Genomic DNA, 18,354 nt, shown 5'->3' with positions numbered 1-18,354 from the left:
GAATCCTCCCGAGCGCGCCATATCACTTTCACCTTGATTGATACCTTTATGCAATCAATGCCTGCGCGACCGTAGCTCAGCTGGATAGAGTACCTGGCTACGAACCAGGCGGTCGGAGGTTCGAATCCTCCCGGTCGCGCCATTTCTTTTCTGCATTTCTATTCGAAATTTCCGACTAATCTCTCACTGTCTCAAAAGCCTTACTTTTCTCTATATTTTCCGTTTTTATACTTTTGCTACTTTATCTGCTCACTGTTCTTCTCATTCGAGAAAAACCGCTTAACTCACTAAAAAGTAGCACTTTTACACTGCGAACTTTCCGCAACAAGTTGCAGCCTATTTCAGATGCTTGGTGTTAACAAAATAGTAACAATTGTCCGTATTTATTGCGTCTGAGGCCGAAAATGAAGCAATTGACGAGTATTGCAGGATTGTCATTATTGCAGTTTGTTAGTATTTTGACCGATAACTTAACTGAGTGAGTAAATTCTCAACAAAATGTAAAATACGTTTCGTTGAGAAAAGTCGTGCCGATTTTCCGGTAAATGGAATACGGTAACCTGCAAGGAAGCAAACATATGGATTTGGGTAGTACTCTTCAGCACGCCGCTACACTCATGCTGACAGGCATGGTAGTGGTTTTCGTCTTTCTTACCATCTTGGTCGGTCTGGTCAAGCTGATGTCCCGCTTGGTCCCCGAAGAGTTGCCACCTCAGGCAACCACCACGACCACCCCATCAAATAACAATAATGGTCAGGTGTCAGGGGAAACTATTGCTGCGATTTCTGCAGCAGTACATAAATACCGTAATCGCCAGCGCTAGCTGATGCGAAACATACAATTACAAGGAGTTTTGTCGTATGTCTAAGCCACTCGCTATTACAGACGTTGTCTTGCGTGATGCGCACCAATCGCTGTTTGCGACCCGTATGCGTCTTGATGACATGTTACCGATTGCCGCTGCGTTAGATGATGTTGGTTACTGGTCATTGGAAACTTGGGGCGGCGCAACCTTTGATGCCTGTATCCGCTTTTTGGGCGAAGACCCATGGGTTCGCCTGCGCGAACTGAAAAAAGCGATGCCGAAAACCCCAATGCAAATGCTGTTGCGTGGTCAGAACTTGCTGGGTTACCGCCATTATGCGGATGACGTGGTAGAGAAATTCGTTGAGCGTGCCCACGCCAACGGTATGGACGTATTCCGTATTTTTGATGCGATGAATGACGTGCGTAACTTTGAGAAAGCGGTGAAATCCGCTGTGGATGTTGGCGCGCATGCTCAAGGTACGTTGTCTTACACCACCAGCCCTTACCACACATTGGACACCTGGACTGATCTGGCGAAACGCCTTGAAGATCTGGGCTGTCACTCCCTATGTATCAAAGACATGTCTGGCCTGCTCAAGCCTTATGAGGCAGAAGAGCTGATCAAGCGCATCAAAGCTTCTTGTGATATCCCTCTTGCGCTGCACTGCCATGCAACAACCGGTCTTTCTACTGCTACTGCGGTTAAAGCGGTGGAAGCGGGTCTGGATGTGCTCGACACTGCGATTTCTTCCATGAGCCAAACCTACGGTCACACGCCAACCGAAACCGTAGTCGCTATGTTGCAAGGCACTGAGCGTGATACTGGCCTACAGCTTGAGAAAATCGAGCCAATTGCTGCTTACTTCCGAGAAGTTCGTAAGAAGTACGCCAAGTTTGAAGGTCAGCTGAAAGGCGTCGATTCTCGCATCCTGATTGCTCAGGTTCCAGGTGGCATGCTGACTAACATGGAAGGCCAGCTCAAAGAGCAGGGTGCAGCCGATCGTTTAGACGAAGTGTTGCAAGAAATTCCGCGCGTTCGTGAAGATCTCGGTTATATCCCGCTGGTAACACCAACCTCGCAAATCGTAGGTACTCAGGCGGTTATCAACGTATTGACGGGTGAGCGTTATAAGAGCATCACCAAGGAAACAGCAGGCGTGCTGAAAGGCGAATACGGCGCAGCACCTGCAGAAGTGAACAAAGAACTTCAGGCGCGCGTTCTGGATGGTGGAGAAGCGATTACCTGCCGTCCTGCTGATCTCATTGAACCTGAGCTTCACATTCTGACTGATGAGCTGATTGCTAAGTCGAAAGAAGAAGGCATCTTGCTGGCAGAAGCACAGGTTGATGACGTTCTGACTTACTCTCTGTTCCCACAGGTTGGTCTGAAATTCCTGAAAAACCGTGGCAATCCGGATGCCTTTGAACCAGTGCCAGGCACTGAACCTGAAGTTGCAGCGGCTCCAGCAGCACCTGTTTCTGCGGGTGGCACTGAAGCTTACAGTGTTCAGGTAAACGGTCAGGTTTACGATGTGGTCGTTGGTCCGCAAGGCGAGCTGACATCTGTGACGCCTTCTGCGGCAGCGCCAACTGCAGCTCCTGCCCCTGCACCAACAGCAGGTGCATCTGAAGCGGTTGCAGCGCCTCTGGCGGGTAACATTTTCAAAGTGGTTGCTAAACAAGGTCATCAGGTTCAGGAAGGCGATGTGCTGCTTATCCTGGAAGCAATGAAGATGGAAACAGAAGTTCGCGCAACCCGTGCAGGTGTCGTGCAAGACGTGATGGTGAAAGAAGGTGACTCTGTTACCGTTGGTTCACCACTACTGAGCCTGGCGTAAGAGGAAAATCATGGAAGGTTTGTTAATCCTCTGGAGTGAAACTGGTCTGGCCAACTTTGATTTTGGCCAGCTCGTGATGATCACTGTCGGTTGTTGCCTGTTGTTTTTGGCGATTCGTAAGGGCTTCGAGCCCTTACTTCTGCTGCCAATCGGTTTTGGTGCCATCCTCGCGAATATCCCGAATGCCGGCTTTACCGAACCAGGTGGTGTGCTGTATTACGTCTACTACGTAGGCATTGAGTCTGGAATCTTCCCACTGCTTATCTTCATGGGCGTGGGTGCGATGACTGACTTCGGTGCATTGATTGCTAACCCTCGCACCCTTTGGCTGGGCGCGGCTGCGCAGTTTGGTATCTTCGCTACCCTGTTTGGTGCCATCTTGCTGAATCTGGTACCTGGGATGGAATTCTCACTGGCAGATGCGGCATCTATCGCGATTATCGGTGGTGCAGATGGTCCAACGGCAATATTCCTGGCCAGTCGCTTGTCTCCAGACTTGTTGGGTGCGATTGCGGTTGCGGCGTACAGCTACATGGCGCTGGTGCCAATTATCCAGCCGCCAATCATGAAGCTGCTGACCAACGAGGAAGAGCGTAAGATCGAGATGCAGCAACTGCGTCACGTATCGAAGACAGAGAAAATCATCTTCCCGTTGGCGGTACTGATGATGGCGATTCTGTTCCTGCCTTCTGCGACACCGCTGGTTGGTATGTTCTGTCTGGGTAACCTGATGCGTGAATGTGGCGTGGTTGACCGTCTGTCAAACACGGCGCAAAACGAGCTGATCAATATCGTGACCATCTTCCTGGGTCTGGCTGTCGGTTCTAAGCTTCAGGCAGAGTCCTTCCTGAAGTTTGAAACGCTGGGTATTCTGGTGCTAGGTGCGGTCGCGTTCAGTATCGGTACTGCGGCTGGCGTATTGATGGCTAAGCTTTTGAACAAATACAGCAAAGACAACATCAACCCACTGATTGGTGCGGCAGGTGTTTCGGCTGTACCTATGGCTGCACGTGTGGTTAACAAGGTAGGTCTTGATTCCAACCCGCATAACTTTCTGTTGATGCACGCAATGGGGCCAAACGTCGCAGGCGTATTGGGCTCAGCGGTTGCAGCAGGTGTTCTGCTGGCACTGGTTGGCTAACCCTTTAAAATACGTTCACAAAATAATAAGGCGGAAGGCATTGAGTCTTCCGCCTTTTTTATTAACACTGGAAAAAAACGCTGGTGCAGAAAAAGGATGAAACCATGCCAAAGAACCTCCAACTTGCCATCACTGCTTTCGGTGAACCAGATACCCTCAAGCTGCAACAAACCGATATTCCAACACCATCTGAAGGTCAGGTATTGGTGAAAGTGGGGTTCGCTGGCGTTAACCCCATCGACGCTAAAACCCGTGCAGGTCTTGGTTGGGGCGCAGAGAAAATCAAAGACTGCTTACCCTGGACGCCTGGCTTTGATGCAGCAGGTGTGGTTGTGCAGGATAGCGGACAGTTTAAGGCTGGTGATCGTATCGTGGGCCGAATTGTCGAGGGTGGAGGCTATGGCCAGTATCTTTGCGCACCTTCTGACGCGCTCTCTTTTGTGCCGGAGGATGTATCTTTGGAACAAGCTTCAACGCTTCCGGTTGCAGGCCTGACAGCCTTGCAGGCGCTTGAGTTAGTCAATACGACCAAAGACGATAAAGTGCTGATCCTGGCGGGCGCAGGTGGTGTTGGCCATATTGCCATCCAGTTGGCGAAAGCAAAGGGCGCAGACGTGTTTGCCAGTTGCTCCGACAAAAATGAAGAGTTTGTTTCTTCGCTGGGCGCTACCGCTCTGGATTATGGCAAAGCACCACTTGAACAGCAGGTTCAGGACATTGATGTCCTGATTGACCTGATGGGCGGCGATGTTGGCGAAGCGGCGTTGGCTTCAGTGAAAGCCGGTGGTCGTGTGGTCACTGTGCCGACCATTACGGCTCCGCGCATTATCGAAGCGGCAGAGAAACGCGGTGTCATCGCTCAGGGTATGCTGGTACAGCCGAATGTTGCCCAACTTGATGCATTGCTGAATGCGGTTTCGGACAAATCGCTTACCATCGAAATCAGTAAAATCTATCCGCTTGAAGACGGTGTTCAGGCGCATGTCGAAATCCAAAGCGGCAGAACCCGCGGAAAAATTCTTTTGGAGATCCCGCAATAATGAGTTGTTACGACAAATACGAAGCGCTGATTTTCGACCTCGATGGCACGCTGCTCGATTCCATGTCTGCGCACTTTGCAGCCTGGCAGCAAACGGCCTCTGACTTTGGGTTTGAGGTTGACGAAAGTTGGTATCACTCCCGTGGTGGCAGTCCGACGATTTTGACGGCTCAAACTTTGGTGAAAGAGTTGGAGTTGGCGATTGAGCCCCAAATATTGGCTGACCACAAAACACAGTCTTTCAAATACCTGATGGAAGATCATCTTGAGCAACTGCCGTTTGTTGAAGTGGCCAAATACTATGCAGGCAAAAAGCCGATGGCAGTGGGAACAGGAACCTTGACTGACATCGCAGCGAGAATGCTGGAGAAATCAGGGCTTCTCCATTTGTTTGATTATGTAGTGGGGGCGGATCAGGTCTCCGCCCACAAACCTGCGCCGGATACCTTTTTGCACTGTGCGCAGCTGATGAAAGTGTCACCGGAAAGGTGTCTGGTGTTTGAAGACGCGATATTTGGCATTGACGCTGCGGCTGCAGCAGGGATGGATGTCATAGATGTACGGGTGACAGACGTTGGATTGGATTAGTGGTGACTCTGCGCTGTGGGTCCTGTTTTCGACCGGTTTTCTCAGCGCAACCTTGCTTCCCGGTGGCTCAGAAGCCAACCTGATTTACCTTCTTAAACAGAGCGATTACGGTATCGCCATACTGGTCATGGTGGCGACTTTGGGTAATACCCTTGGTGGCATGACCAACTATTGGATAGGCCGTTTTATTCCCGCGCGAACCCTTAACCAAAAACACGGTCAAAGAGCCATTAGCTGGCTGCAACGTTACGGTTACTGGACCTTGCTGCTAAGCTGGCTTCCCATCATTGGTGACCCCCTTTGTCTTGCTGCCGGATGGCTGAGACTCAAACAACCTTGGTGCTGGATCTTGATAGCGTTAGGTAAAGCGCTGCGTTATCTCATTCTGGCACTGGTCACCCGAGGCCTTCTTTTTTAACGATCATAGAAAGGATAGTTAGTGCGTTATTTTATCCTCACTGCCGCTGTATTAGGGCTGTCGGGGTGTGGCGTGTATCACGCCACTTCCCAGCCTTCGCTGCCTGAAGGCATCACGTTTGTCGAACAAGAGAAAGCTGGCGAGAACACCCCGTCGATTCCGTATCAAAAATACCAGTTGGACAACGGGCTGACAGTGGTCTTGCATCCGGATGACTCTGATCCTCTGGTGCATGTGGACGTGACATATCATGTTGGCTCCGCGCGTGAAGAACCGGGTAAATCTGGTTTTGCGCATTTCTTCGAGCACATGATGTTCCAGGGTTCGAAGCATGTCGGTGATCAGCAGCATTTCAAGTTTGTCACTGAATCTGGTGGTAGCGTCAATGGCACCACTAACCGTGACCGCACCAACTACTATCAAACTGTGCCTGCCAATGAGCTGGAAAAAATGCTGTGGCTGGAATCGGACAGAATGGGTTTTCTGTTAGAGGCGGTCTCCCAGCGTAAGTTTGAAATCCAGCGTGACACGGTGAAAAACGAACGGGCACAAAACTTTGAAAACCGCCCATATGGTTTGGTCCATGAAACCCTGGCCGCGGCGCTTTATCCGCCGACTCACCCTTACAGCTGGCCGACGATTGGCTACGTGGAAGATTTGAACGGCGTTGATGTTGACGATTTGAAAGCCTTCTTCTTACGTTGGTATGGACCGAACAATGCCACGCTAACCATTGGCGGTGATATCGATGTTGAGCAGACACTGAAGTGGGTGAACAAATACTTTGGTGATATCCAGCGTGGGCCGGAAGTGAAAGCAGCGGACAAATGGCCTGTGACTATTGACGCTGATCGTTTTGTGACGCTCGAAGACAATATTCAGCAGCCGATGCTGGTGATGAGCTGGCCAACTGAATACCCAGGTGCGGATTCCCGCGTGGCGATCGACATGTTGGGCTCGGTGTTAGGTCAAGGGCGAAACAGCCTGCTGTATCAAGATTTGGTGAAACCGGGCAAAGCGCTCAGTGCCAGTGCCTATCAGGATTGTGCAGAGCTTTCCTGTAACTTCCAGCTCTACGTGTTAGGTAACCGTGGTCAGGATCTCAGCGAGCTTCGCGGTGATGTGATGAAGGTGCTGGATTCACTCAAAGTCCGGGGCATCAAAGAAGACGATCTGGAACAGGTGAAAGGCAGTGCGGAAGCAGGTGCCGTGTTTGGCCTGCAAAGTGTGCAGGGTAAGGTTTCCCAGCTTGCGTCGAATGAAACCTTCTATGGTGACCCAGACAGGCTGGCAAGCTGGCTTGATGAGCTGAATGGCGTGACCACCCAAGACGTGGAAAATGCCTTTAACCGTTTTGTGTGGCAACAGCCTTCGGTGAATGTGTCAGTGGTGCCTAGAGGTCAAAAACGCCTGCAAGCGGCCGAGCAAAACTACACCGCAACCCGGGCGACATCATCCGGTGAGTCAGAAAAGCAGGTGATGCGTTACACCCCGGAAACGTTTGATCGCAGCGTGCCACCGGGCCCTAACGGTTCAGTATCAGTGAAAGTGCCTGAGCTTTATCACGCCAAGTTGGGCAATGGGATTGAGATCTCCGGCGCTGAATCAAACGAAACGCCAACAGTGACTGTGCATCTGGTGCTTCCTGCCGGAAGCTTGATGGAGCCCAAGGGCAAGAATGGATTGGCGTCGCTGACGGCAGATTTGATATCTGAAGGCACGACCCATCGAAGCAGTGAAGATATTGCTGCTGAGTTAGATCGCCTGGGCTCAAGCATCAGCATCAGCGCGTCATCACGTGGCACCACAATCAGTGTTTCCTCATTGACCAAAAATCTGCGTGAAACCCTGACGCTTGCTGGTGACATGCTGTTTAATCCGCGCTTCGATGAGACAGATTTCGACCGCTTAAAGAAGCAGGCACTGGAAGGTATTCATTTCAGTCACCAAACGCCGCAATGGCAGGCCGGACAGGCCAGACGTGAAGTGCTCTACAGTGACCCTTGGCACGCATTGCCGTCAGAAGGTACCAAGGAAACCTTGAATGGCCTGACGCTTGATGATGTGAAGCAGTTCTATGCAGACAATTACACGCCCGACAATGCGCGTCTGATTGCGGTCGGTGACATTGATAAGCAAACCTTACTGTCTAAAGTGAATGGGTTGAGCCGTTGGAAAGGGGATAAGGCCACTGCGCCAGCACCGGCAGAACGCAAGCAATATGCCGAGCCGCAAATCTGGCTGGTGGATAAACCCAGTGCGCCGCAAAGCGTGGTGCAAATGGTGCGCCATGCCATGCCTTATGACGCTACCGGAGAGATGTTCAAAACCCAACTGGCAAACTTCAACTTGGCTGGAAATTTCAACTCGCGACTTAACCTGAATCTTCGTGAGGACAAAGGCTACACTTATGGAGCCGGCGGCTATGTCGTGGGTAATCAGGACACAGGCCGTGTCGTATTTCAGGCGCAAGTGCGCGCAGACAGTACGGTCGATACCGTCCGCGAAATGCAAAATGAACTCAACGAGATGGCGTCAAGTGGCATCACTGACGATGAGTTGAAGTTCCTGCGACTTGCCGTAGGCCAAAAAGATGCGTTGAGCTATGAAACGCCTGGCGATAAGGCCGGTCTTATTGCCAATATGATGCGCCATCAGTTGTCGTCAGATTACAAAGCGCAGCAGAAAGCGATTATTGAGACGGTTTCAAAAGAAACCCTCAATGCACTGGCGGCAAGATGGTTCGAACCTGACGCGTATCAGGTGATTATTGTGGGAGATGCAGCGACACTTGAACCTGCACTTTCCACACTGGGACTGCCCGTAAAGCGTTTAGTGGTTGAGAATTAACCCCTAAACCTCGGCAGGGAAGCCAAGAGTAAATACAGTGAGATGGCTTTTGCCACCAAGAGTGATTATGCTTAGCCATCTTACTGCTTTATGACAATAAACGAGTGCAGCCTTGACTAGTTTCTCCCAAAGGTTGGAAGCGTTCTCCGCAAACCCGGAAGCGCTTAAAGGCATAGGCCGAGGTGTTGAACGCGAAGCATTGCGCATCACACCCCAAGGCACGCTGTCCTCCGACGCCCATCCAAAAGCGTTAGGCTCTGCCCTGACTCATCAATGGATTACCACCGACTTCGCCGAGCAATTGCTGGAATTCATCACGCCGGTGACCTATTCCGTGCCAGAAATGATCTCCCAGTTGCAGGACATCCACCGCTTCACCTATCGCACACTGGGTGAAGAGTCTTTGTGGCCGATGTCGATGCCGTGTTATGTCGCGAACGAAGACGACATCACTTTGGCACAGTACGGCTCGTCAAACGTAGGTCGAATGAAGACCCTGTATCGTCAGGGGTTGAAGCACCGCTATGGCAGCGTAATGCAAATCATCTCCGGCGTGCATTTTAATTTCTCGTTCCCAAGCAGTTTCTGGCAGCAGTTGTTTGGCGATCAGACACCGTGCGCAAGACAGGAATCCGTCTCTGAAGCGTATTTTGGTTTGATCCGAAACTACTACCGCTTTGGTTGGATGATCCCTTATCTGTTTGGAGCTTCACCAGCGCTGTGCGGATCTTTTATCAACAAAACTGAATCCAAACTCGATTTCAACGAGATTGGCAACGGCACCTGCTATCTGCCTTATGCGACTTCTCTTCGTTTGAGCGACTTGGGCTACACCAACAATGCGCAAAGCAGTCTCAAGATTGGGTTTGATAGTCTAGAGCAATACCTGCAAGGTGTTCGCGCGGCAATTGGCACGCCATCTGCTGACTTTGCCAAGATTGGGGTGAAAGACGAAAACGGTTACCGCCAACTCAACAGCAATGTCCTTCAGATTGAAAACGAGCTTTATGCGCCGATTCGTCCGAAGCGAGTGGCGAAAAGCGGTGAAAAACCGTCTGAAGCGTTGGAGCGCGGCGGTGTTGAATATATCGAAGTGCGATCGCTGGATGTTAACCCATTCAGCCCGGTGGGCATCGATGACTATCAGGTATACTTCCTCGACTTGTTCATCACTTGGTGTGCACTGTCTGAGTCAGCACCAATGACGGATTGTGAGCTGCAATGCTGGCGCGAGAACTGGAACAAAGTGGTGTTGGAAGGACGTAAACCGGGTCTGACGCTGCAAATTGGCTGCGATGGCGAACAACTGACGCAAGCCGAGTGGGGACGCCGTGTCTTTGCTGATTTGGCTGAGTTGGCAGTGGTGATGGACAAAGTCTACGGCGGCGACAAGTACCAGTCGGTATGCACTGAGCTGTCAGGTTGGTTCGATGACCCAGAGAAAACGCTCTCAGCCAAACTGCTGAAAGAGGTTCTGGCCAAAGAAAGCATCGGTAAAGTGGGTCTTGGCATTGCTAAAGACAATCAGGCCTTGTTTGCCCAAGGTGACTACGAGACTTTCTCTAAGCAGCAGTTTGAAGACGAAAGCGAAGCCAGCCTGAAACGTCAGCAAGATGTGGAGCAAGGCGACGGTATCAGCTTCGAGCAGTACCTGGCCGAGTATTTTGGTGATAGTGTATCACTCTGAAGTGATACTGATTTAGCAATAAGCAGGCTGGTATCCCCAGCCTGTTTTTGTACGCGATAGATAGAAAGAACACGATAGACAGAAAGGACACCCATGCGCATTTCTCCCAAATGGCTGCTTGTTCTCTGCGCACTGGTATTAACCGGTTGTGCGACGCCTCCGCCGAAAAATCCTGATAACCTTTGCAGTATTTTCCGCCAGTATGACGATTGGTATGAAGATGCGGTCGACATGGAAGATGAGTGGGGGACACCAATTCATATTGCTATGGCATTCGTGAAGCAGGAAAGCTCCTATGTTCATGATGCGGTACCGCCAAGAGACTATGTGCTTTGGGTGATCCCATGGGGACGGGTGAGCAGTGCTTATGGTTATGCTCAGGCGCAGGATCCGGCTTGGTCTGATTATCAGAAGGCAACCCGAAATGGTGGCTCTCGCACAGATTTTGGTGATGCCATGCAGTTTATCGGCTGGTACACCAGCGAAACCCAAAAGCAACTGGGGATTTCGAAGTGGGATGCTTACAACCAGTATCTGGCCTATCACGAAGGGCGTGGAGGCTTTAAGCGTGGCACTTACAAATCCAAGCCGAAAGTGATGCAAGTGGCGAGAAAGGTCGAGCGCCAGGCGCAAACTTACGGTGGGCAGTTGAGAAGCTGCCGTGAAGAGTTGGAAGATAACCGAAGCTGGTGGCCTTTCTAACTTTCTTTGCTGAGTAGATTCAATAAAAAAGCGCCGAATCCGGCGCTTTTTTGCGTTTGGCCTACGGGAACCCCAAAGCTATTATCGCTGACATTGAGGTTATACCAATCGTAGTAAATATCTACTCATCCTAGCTTGTTAAAATTCTCGATAACAGCGTTGGAAAATTTGACTGTAGAATAACTACTTATCGAAATTTTCCGCCTTGTTCTCGAGCATTTTTCCTGCGCTGTTTCTGAGCACCTATTTACTGTGATTGGTATTATTCAAAACCCATCTGGCGTTTGCCCAGCTCACTTAAGTCATCCAAGGTTGCACGTCCCTGATAGGTTTTCTCGTGGTGCTCGGGTGCGAAGTCTGGGCAACTTTCACCATTTAGAAAAGCAGTGCGCTGCTTGGCAAGGAAGTGCTGGTTTTTCTCGCAATCTGGCGCCGCTCCGATGAATAGCACATTACTGTAACCGTCTCCGTTGTGCTTATCTTCCACGGCGTGAATGGTATCCGGATGCCACCAGACCGTATCGCCAGGATTCATTTTCGGTATTGAGACCAAACCTTCCAGCAACAATGGGTGCCATTTCGGTGAGACGGTCAGCGCACGCCCTGGTGTGGCGCCACAAAGATCTTCTTCAGGCACATCATCTTGAATCGCACGCAGCAGCATGTAAGGCATCGCCATAGTGGAAGGTACCATTTGCAAGGTTCCATCCCCCTTGCCCTGAGAAGTCAGCGCCACCCAGCCTTGGAAAGTGCGGAAAACACTGCATACCGCAGGGGATGGATATTCCTCGACCTCAATACGGTTGGCACCATGGAACGCTTCATACTTCTGCCAGTCACCCAGAAACACTTCGTGGTAAACCTCCCGGTAATGGGGTTCTATCCAACGCTCTATCGAGCCGGAATCGACATGTGGGGAAAGGCCGAGAGTAGCGTCACCTGGTTCGCGGCGACGGACACGATCCGCATAACTGGCTTCAAGATCCGGGTTGAAAAAGGTTTTGCCATTGTCCTGCCAGGTCCAGAGGTGGTTAAGGTGTCTTCGGGCAGTCGCCATGTTTGGGTGCTGACGCGCCAGATCTGGGCTTGTGACCAGTAGATCCCGAAGATCTGTGGCTTGTCAGATTTCAATTGGCTGAAGTAGTTGTCTTCAACGGTTGGCGTATGGTCGTAATACCCGTTGTCGATGATGTACTGGGAAAGTGCTTCGTTATGCTCGCTGACTTCTGCCGCTGGCAAGGTGTTTCGAATAATGCAGCAGCCCGCACGGTGAACTTGCTGTTTTTGCGCATCGTTAAAACCGGTTTTGGCAATATCGGCAAATTCAAACTGGGGGATCGCAGAGCCTTTACTCTCTTCCTCCTTGATACGTTCAACTTCTGCCTTCATGGCTTCAGAGACTTGCTCGAACCGGGACGGGTAATCACTCATCTGCACTTTCAGTGACTGCTTAAATTCGCGGATTTGCTGTGGCATGTTTTCAGTGGAAAGCGGCATACGTCCTCCTATTGATACGTCAGTACCACCTTAAAACCACAAACAAATAAGCGGACTTAAGGAGGCACTCGTCACGTCCTTGCGGGGCCTTAACAAGATTTTCGTATCTGATGTGATCTAATCCTTGTTTTGAGTCAGTCAGTTAACGAAATTGCAACCTCATTTCCACAAATATACTACCTTTATTGGAACGTTCCAGTTTATTTTTTAACCGTTTGAAGGTTTTGCTCGCATATATTTGTAATTGAAGGGTAAATATTTTTCATGGGCAAAGCATGACTAGGCAGGAGTGGTTCTCTCGTGGCAACAGGTAATAAAAACGGACATTCCAGTCCGAAAAAAGCCACGGTGATTGATGTAGCAAAAGCTGCGGGCGTGTCGAAATCCACCGTGTCTTTGGTCCTTCGCGGCGCTGCGGGTGTGAAAGCGGATACCGTGGAAAAGGTGAACACGGCGATTCGAGAGCTGGGCTATGTCTACAACCGCGATGCGGCGGGGCTGCGAAGCCGTGAGTCGAATCTGGTAGCGATAGTGGCAAACGATTTGGCGAACCCTTATCTAGCGCAAGTAATTATCGCTTTGGAAGGAGAGCTGGAGCTGCGGGGTTACATGCCTGTGGTGGTCAACATCAATGAAAGCGTCGACCGTCAAAGCTCTATGGTGGCATCGCTTAAAGAGCACAATGTGGCAGGTTTTTTCATTACACCCGCGCCAGGTACAGAGGCGGTGTGGTTGAGGGAATTGGCGGATGCTTCCCACCCTGTGGTTTGTTTAATGCGGGACGTGGAAGGCGCACATGTGCCCACGGTGATGCCAGATAACCGTCTGGGGATGTATTTGGCGACACGGTATTTGATTGGGCTTGGGCACAAACGCATCGCCTTTGTTGGCGGGCTGACGACGATATCGGATTACCACGAACGCAAAGACGGCTTCCTGAAGGCCATGAGAGAAGCCGGATTGACAGTGAAAGATAGCGACATTGAGCCAAGTTCCACCAAAAGGCAGGGGGGGACGATCGCGGTCAACCGGGTGATGGACAGAGACGCTTCCATCACAGGCATCGTGTGTTTTACCGACGTGGTGGCATATGGCGTGTATACCGCTTTGCAAGAGCGTGGCTTAACCCCAGGGAAAGATATCGCTGTGGTGGGGTTTGACGATTTAGAGGATAGCCGGTTGATGTCGCCGGCGCTGACGACAGTCAGGGTCAGGGCAGAAGACATCGGCCAAATGGCATATGAACGATTGCAACAATGGCGAGATAACCAGAAGGTGCCGGAAAACGCCCTGGTGGGTGTGGAACTTGTGGTTCGTTCGTCATGTTGTTCGGTAGAGGGATAAAGGCTGAAAGTCTGGCCTCAGTCCCCTTTTAGGAAAGGAAGACTGCTGTAATCGCAGGTCAACGAAAAGAATGGGACAACTATCATGACAAAGAACAACATGCTGCAAACCCTGCCGCTCGCAGGTACTTTGCTGTTATCAGCGACTGTCGTTCAGGCAGAAGATGTAGAAGTGCTGCACTGGTGGACGTCGGGTGGTGAAGCCGCAGCACTGAACGTACTTAAGGACGATCTGGCAGGCCAGGGCGTAGGCTGGCAGGACATGCCAGTTGCCGGTGGCGGCGGTGGTAACGCAATGACGGTTCTACGTGCCCGTGTGACCTCGGGTAATCCTCCTACAGCAGTGCAAATGCTGGGTTTTGATATCCAGGACTGGGCAGCGGAAGATGTGGTAGCTAACCTCAACAGCGTGGCAGATGCCGAAGGCTGGAATACGGTGGTGCCGAATGCACTGCAAAACTTCGCCAAATATGATGGTAAGTGGGTGTCTGCGCCAGTGAATGTCCATTCTACGAACTGGATTTGGGCAAACAAAAAGCTGCTTGATGAAGTTGGCGCTAAACAGCCAACCAACTGGGACGAGTTGATTGAAACGCTGGATAAACTGAAGGCCGCGGGCTATATCCCATTGGCTCATGGTGGTCAGGCTTGGCAGGATGCAACCATCTTTGATGGCGTGGTACTGACCACTGGCGGTATCGATTTCTACAAAAAAGCGATGGTGGATTTAGATCCTAAAGCGTTAGGTTCAGACACCATGGTGCAAATCTTTGACCGTATGTCACAGCTGCGCGGCTACGTGGATAAGAACTTCCCGGGCCGTGACTGGAACCTGGCTTCTGCTATGGTGATTGAAGATAAAGCTGGCATGCAAATCATGGGCGACTGGGCGAAAGGTGAATTCCTGAAAGCCGGTAAGAAGCCAAATGAAGATTTCCTCTGTTTCCGTATGCCAGGCACCCAAGGTATGGTGACCTTTAACTCGGACCAATTCGTGATGTTTGATGTGGGCGATTCGGATGCACAGAAAGCCATGGCGAAAGCCATCATGTCTCCGGAGTTCCAGTCTGCGTTCAATGTAGTGAAAGGTTCAGTGCCAGCGCGTACAGATGTGTCGAACGAAGCGTTTGATGCCTGTGGTAAAAAAGGCATGGCGGATCTGGCGGAAGCCAACAAAAACGACATGCTTGTCGGTAGCATGGCGCACGGCCACGCGGCACCGGCAGCGGTGAAAAATGCGGTCTATGACGTGGTGACTAACCACTTCAACGGCGGTATGGACTCCAAGCAAGCGACGAAAGCACTGGTTGCTGCCGTTCAGGATGCGCAGTAATCCGATGAAAAAGGGGAAGGTTACAGACCTTCCCCTTTCTGCTCCTCGCAGAGTCTAATCCCACGGATAGTCGTTTCTCGTCGTTTGAAGGACCAACTATGGCTTCTCAAGGAAAATACAGCTCGCGCCAGTTCTGGCAGCAGCTGTTGCCAAAAATTGTCATTGCTCCCTCGTTCGCGCTGATCCTCTTTTTTGTTTACGGCTTTATTGCCTGGACAACCTACATTTCTTTCAGCCGATCGCGGATGCTGCCGAACTATAACCTCGATGGGGTTCGGCCTTATGAAAAACTCTGGAACAGCCTTAACTGGCAGGTGGCACTCGAAAATCTCGCCATTTTCGGCATTCTCTACATTGTGATTTGCTGTGCGCTGGGGTTGCTGCTGGCAATTCTTCTCGATCAGAAAATCCGTATTGAAGGCGGGCTTCGCCCCATATTTCTCTACCCGATGGCTCTGAGTTTTATCGTGACAGGTACCGCGTGGAAGTGGTTCTTGAACCCTGGCCTTGGGCTTGAAAAAACCATGCATGAACTGGGGTGGGAGAGCTTCAGCTTTGATTGGCTGATTAATCCGGATATGGCGATATACACCATTGTTATCGCAGGGGTCTGGCAAACCTCCGGCTTTGTGATGGCTATGTTCCTGGCAGGGCTTCGTGGCATCGACAGCGAAATGCTGAAAGCGGCGCAGCTTGATGGGGCATCATCCTTCCAGATGTATCGCCGCATCATTATCCCTCAGCTTCGCCCGGTATTCTTGAGCGCTTTCATCGTGCTCGCCCATATGGCGATCAAGAGCTACGACTTGGTTATTGCGCTGACGGGAGGCGGTCCGGGTAATGCAACTGCATTGCCAGCCACCTTTATGTATTCGTACACCTTCTCGCGAAACCAAATGGCAGTGGGTTCTGCGAGTGCCATTATCATGCTGATGACCATTGCGGCGATCATCATCCCTTATCTCTACAGCGAGTTGAAGGAGCCCAAGCATGGAGAGCATTGATAACAAATCCCCGTTTCAGGGCGCAAAATTCTGGCGTGTGCTGATCTACACCACGCTCATTGTGTTCGCCTGTATGTATCTGCTTCCTCTGTTCGTGATGCTGGTGACATCCTTTAAAGAGCTGGATGAAATCCGTCAGGGCAATATGCTGGCACTGCCAGAAGTATGGACGGTGGAGCCCTGGAAAGCTGCGTGGGGAACAGCCTGTATCGGCCTTACCTGCGAAGGGATCAGCGGCTACTTCGGTAACTCAATTGCCATCACGGTGCCCGGTGTTTTGCTTTCCACCATATTGGGTGCATTGAATGGATATGTGCTCACCAAGTGGCGTTTCCCGGGGCACAAATGGGTGTTCGGTTTGATGCTGTTTGGCTGCTTCATTCCATTCCAGGTGGTGCTTGTGCCTATGAGCCAGGTACTCGGTACGCTTGGGATAGCGAATACCACGCCAGGGCTGGTGATGGTGCACGTGATTTACGGTTTGGGTTTCACAACGCTGTTTTTCCGCAACTATTACGAAGCGTTTCCTAGTGAGTTGATTCGTGCCGCCATGATTGATGGCGCAGGTTTCTTCCAAATGTTCTTCCGCATTTTGTTGCCAAGTTCTGGCCCTATCATTGTGGTGACCATCATCTGGCAGTTCACCAACATATGGAACGACTTCCTGTTTGGGGCGTCTTTTGCATCGGGAGATACTGCACCGATCACCGTAGCCCTGAACAATCTGGTGAACTCTTCCACGGGTGTAAAGGAATACAACGTGCACATGGCTGGCGCCATGATTGCGGCACTGCCCACCCTTTTGGTTTATGTCCTGGCCGGTCGCTATTTCGTACGCGGTCTGATGGCTGGCTCAGTAAAAGGATAATGTGAATGGCTTCTTTGACGCTGAATAATGTAAAAAAACGCTTTGGTCATGTTGAGGTATTAAAGGGGATCGACATCGCCATTGATGATGGTGACTTTCTGGTTCTGGTGGGGCCATCTGGCTGTGGTAAATCCACACTATTGAATATGATTGCAGGTCTCGACAGCATCAGTGATGGCGGTGTTTCTATCGGTGATGTGGTGATTAACGACCTGCACCCGGCAGATCGGGATATCGCCATGGTATTTCAGTCTTATGCACTTTATCCGAACATGACCGTTGGTCAGAACATCTCGTTTGGATTGGAAATGCGTAACGTTCCAAAACCGGAGCGTGACCGCAAGATAAATGAAGTCTCTTCCATGCTGCAGATTGAACACCTGCTGAGCCGAAAACCAGGTCAGCTTTCCGGTGGTCAACGTCAACGTGTGGCGATGGGGAGGGCACTTGTGCGTGACCCGAAAATCTTCCTGTTCGACGAGCCATTGTCGAACCTGGATGCCAAGCTACGGGTAGATATGCGTACCGAAATCAAACGTCTTCACCAACGTTTGAATGCGACGATTGTGTATGTCACCCATGACCAGATTGAAGCGATGACGTTGGCAACCAAGATTGCAGTGATGAAAGACGGCGAGCTTCAACAACTAGGATCTCCTGCTGAAGTCTATGACAATCCGGCCAATACCTTTGTGGCAACCTTTATGGGGAGCCCATCCATGAATCTTGTGGATGCCAAAGTCATTGAGGCAGACGCGAGCCGCACCGTGTTGCAACTGGAAGGGTTTGATGGAGAGCATCAATCTATAGCCTTTGACGTGGGATTTGCAGACTTGGCTGCCTATGTTGGGAAAACTGTCAGCCTTGGTGTGAGACCGGAAGACATTACAGAACAAACCGATGGCGAAGGTACCTTGCATTGCAAAGTCGATGTGACTGAGCCAACTGGCGCGGACACTTATGTGATTACATCGCTGGGTGGCAAGGAAGTCGTTGCCCGAATGCCAGCGAATATTTCGCTAAGCGCAGGGGATATGGCACACCTTGGTTTTAATCCTGAAAAACTGGTGCTGTTTGATACTGATAACGGTAACCGAATCCGATAAGCGTTTGTGTCCGTGCAATAAAAAACTCCCGAGTCGAGCGTTTTTTTATTTGGTTTTTTCTTCAAGTTCCGACGTTTAAGCCGGATACGGTCTGCGCGACGTTTTCTGCACCGGAGCGGATTTCCTCCGATG

15 protein-coding genes, 1 tRNA gene and 1 pseudogene are annotated in these 18,354 nt (G+C 50.9%); 15 read left to right on the top strand and 2 right to left on the bottom strand.

All coding sequences use genetic code 11. From position 1 onward, the window contains the following. Window positions 1-65: 65 nt before the first annotated feature. The 10 genes from G5S52_RS22920 (at window position 66) to G5S52_RS22875 (ending at window position 11,071) form a co-directional block, all read left to right on the top strand. Window positions 66-142 (top strand) — tRNA-Arg (locus tag G5S52_RS22920). Window positions 143-578: 436 nt separating this feature from the next. Next, on the top strand, window positions 579-824 hold the full coding sequence (locus G5S52_RS22915; RefSeq protein ID WP_002540086.1) for an oxaloacetate decarboxylase subunit gamma: 246 nt from the start codon (window positions 579-581) through the stop codon (window positions 822-824). 37 nt (window positions 825-861) lie between these two features. Next, the gene (gene oadA, locus G5S52_RS22910; RefSeq protein ID WP_165018792.1) at window positions 862-2,646 is read left to right on the top strand and encodes a sodium-extruding oxaloacetate decarboxylase subunit alpha; all 1,785 of its coding nucleotides are present in this window, start codon (window positions 862-864) and stop codon (window positions 2,644-2,646) included. Between the two features lie 10 nt (window positions 2,647-2,656). After that, on the top strand, window positions 2,657-3,787 hold the full coding sequence (locus tag G5S52_RS22905) for a sodium ion-translocating decarboxylase subunit beta (RefSeq protein WP_165018790.1): 1,131 nt from the start codon (window positions 2,657-2,659) through the stop codon (window positions 3,785-3,787). 104 nt (window positions 3,788-3,891) lie between these two features. Beyond that, window positions 3,892-4,827, top strand: coding sequence for an NADP-dependent oxidoreductase (locus G5S52_RS22900; RefSeq protein ID WP_165018788.1), 936 nt, complete (start codon window positions 3,892-3,894; stop codon window positions 4,825-4,827). After that, a complete protein-coding gene (yqaB, locus tag G5S52_RS22895; protein ID WP_165018786.1) occupies window positions 4,827-5,414 on the top strand; it encodes a fructose-1-phosphate/6-phosphogluconate phosphatase in 588 nt (195 codons plus the stop codon). Before G5S52_RS22900 ends, yqaB begins: the two co-directional genes overlap by 1 nt. Next, window positions 5,401-5,832, top strand: coding sequence for a YqaA family protein (locus G5S52_RS22890; RefSeq protein ID WP_165018784.1), 432 nt, complete (start codon window positions 5,401-5,403; stop codon window positions 5,830-5,832). The genes yqaB and G5S52_RS22890 overlap by 14 nt, the downstream gene beginning before the upstream one ends. Window positions 5,833-5,853: 21 nt before the next feature. Further along, complete coding sequence (locus G5S52_RS22885; protein ID WP_165018782.1) at window positions 5,854-8,682, top strand: M16 family metallopeptidase; 2,829 nt, start codon at window positions 5,854-5,856, stop codon at window positions 8,680-8,682. 112 nt (window positions 8,683-8,794) lie between these two features. Further along, complete coding sequence (gene gshA, locus G5S52_RS22880; RefSeq protein WP_165018780.1) at window positions 8,795-10,369, top strand: glutamate--cysteine ligase; 1,575 nt, start codon at window positions 8,795-8,797, stop codon at window positions 10,367-10,369. A gap of 93 nt (window positions 10,370-10,462) precedes the next feature. Further along, a complete protein-coding gene (locus G5S52_RS22875) occupies window positions 10,463-11,071 on the top strand; it encodes a transglycosylase SLT domain-containing protein (protein WP_165018778.1) in 609 nt (202 codons plus the stop codon). Window positions 11,072-11,333: 262 nt separating this feature from the next. Here G5S52_RS22875 and G5S52_RS22870 read toward each other — a convergent pair whose 3' ends face one another. Together G5S52_RS22870 and G5S52_RS24265 are read right to left on the bottom strand one after the other, a co-directional pair. Beyond that, a complete protein-coding gene (locus tag G5S52_RS22870; protein WP_268895555.1) occupies window positions 11,334-12,128 on the bottom strand; it encodes a YbiU family protein in 795 nt (264 codons plus the stop codon). 80 nt (window positions 12,129-12,208) lie between these two features. After that, window positions 12,209-12,502, bottom strand: a pseudogene (locus G5S52_RS24265) (YbiU family protein); the annotation flags it as partial. A gap of 414 nt (window positions 12,503-12,916) precedes the next feature. Between G5S52_RS24265 and G5S52_RS22865 the strand changes: the two are divergent. The 5 genes from G5S52_RS22865 (at window position 12,917) to G5S52_RS22845 (ending at window position 18,222) form a co-directional block, all read left to right on the top strand. Continuing rightward, entirely contained in the window at window positions 12,917-13,912 is a 996-nt protein-coding gene (locus G5S52_RS22865) for a LacI family DNA-binding transcriptional regulator (protein WP_165018794.1), read from the top strand. An 84-nt stretch (window positions 13,913-13,996) separates the two neighbouring features. Further along, window positions 13,997-15,244 (top strand): ABC transporter substrate-binding protein, encoded by a 1,248-nt coding sequence (locus G5S52_RS22860; RefSeq protein WP_165018776.1) that lies wholly within the window; start codon window positions 13,997-13,999, stop codon window positions 15,242-15,244. Between the two features lie 98 nt (window positions 15,245-15,342). After that, window positions 15,343-16,248 (top strand): carbohydrate ABC transporter permease, encoded by a 906-nt coding sequence (locus tag G5S52_RS22855; protein ID WP_165018774.1) that lies wholly within the window; start codon window positions 15,343-15,345, stop codon window positions 16,246-16,248. Then, on the top strand, window positions 16,235-17,116 hold the full coding sequence (locus tag G5S52_RS22850; protein ID WP_062666298.1) for a carbohydrate ABC transporter permease: 882 nt from the start codon (window positions 16,235-16,237) through the stop codon (window positions 17,114-17,116). Before G5S52_RS22855 ends, G5S52_RS22850 begins: the two co-directional genes overlap by 14 nt. A gap of 5 nt (window positions 17,117-17,121) precedes the next feature. Further along, a complete protein-coding gene (locus G5S52_RS22845; protein ID WP_165018772.1) occupies window positions 17,122-18,222 on the top strand; it encodes an ABC transporter ATP-binding protein in 1,101 nt (366 codons plus the stop codon). Window positions 18,223-18,354 lie beyond the last annotated feature (132 nt).

This window comes from Grimontia sedimenti, assembly GCF_011045095.1.
Lineage (GTDB): Bacteria > Pseudomonadota > Gammaproteobacteria > Enterobacterales > Vibrionaceae > Enterovibrio > Enterovibrio sedimenti.
This window is presented reverse-complemented; position numbering and strand designations above follow the sequence as displayed.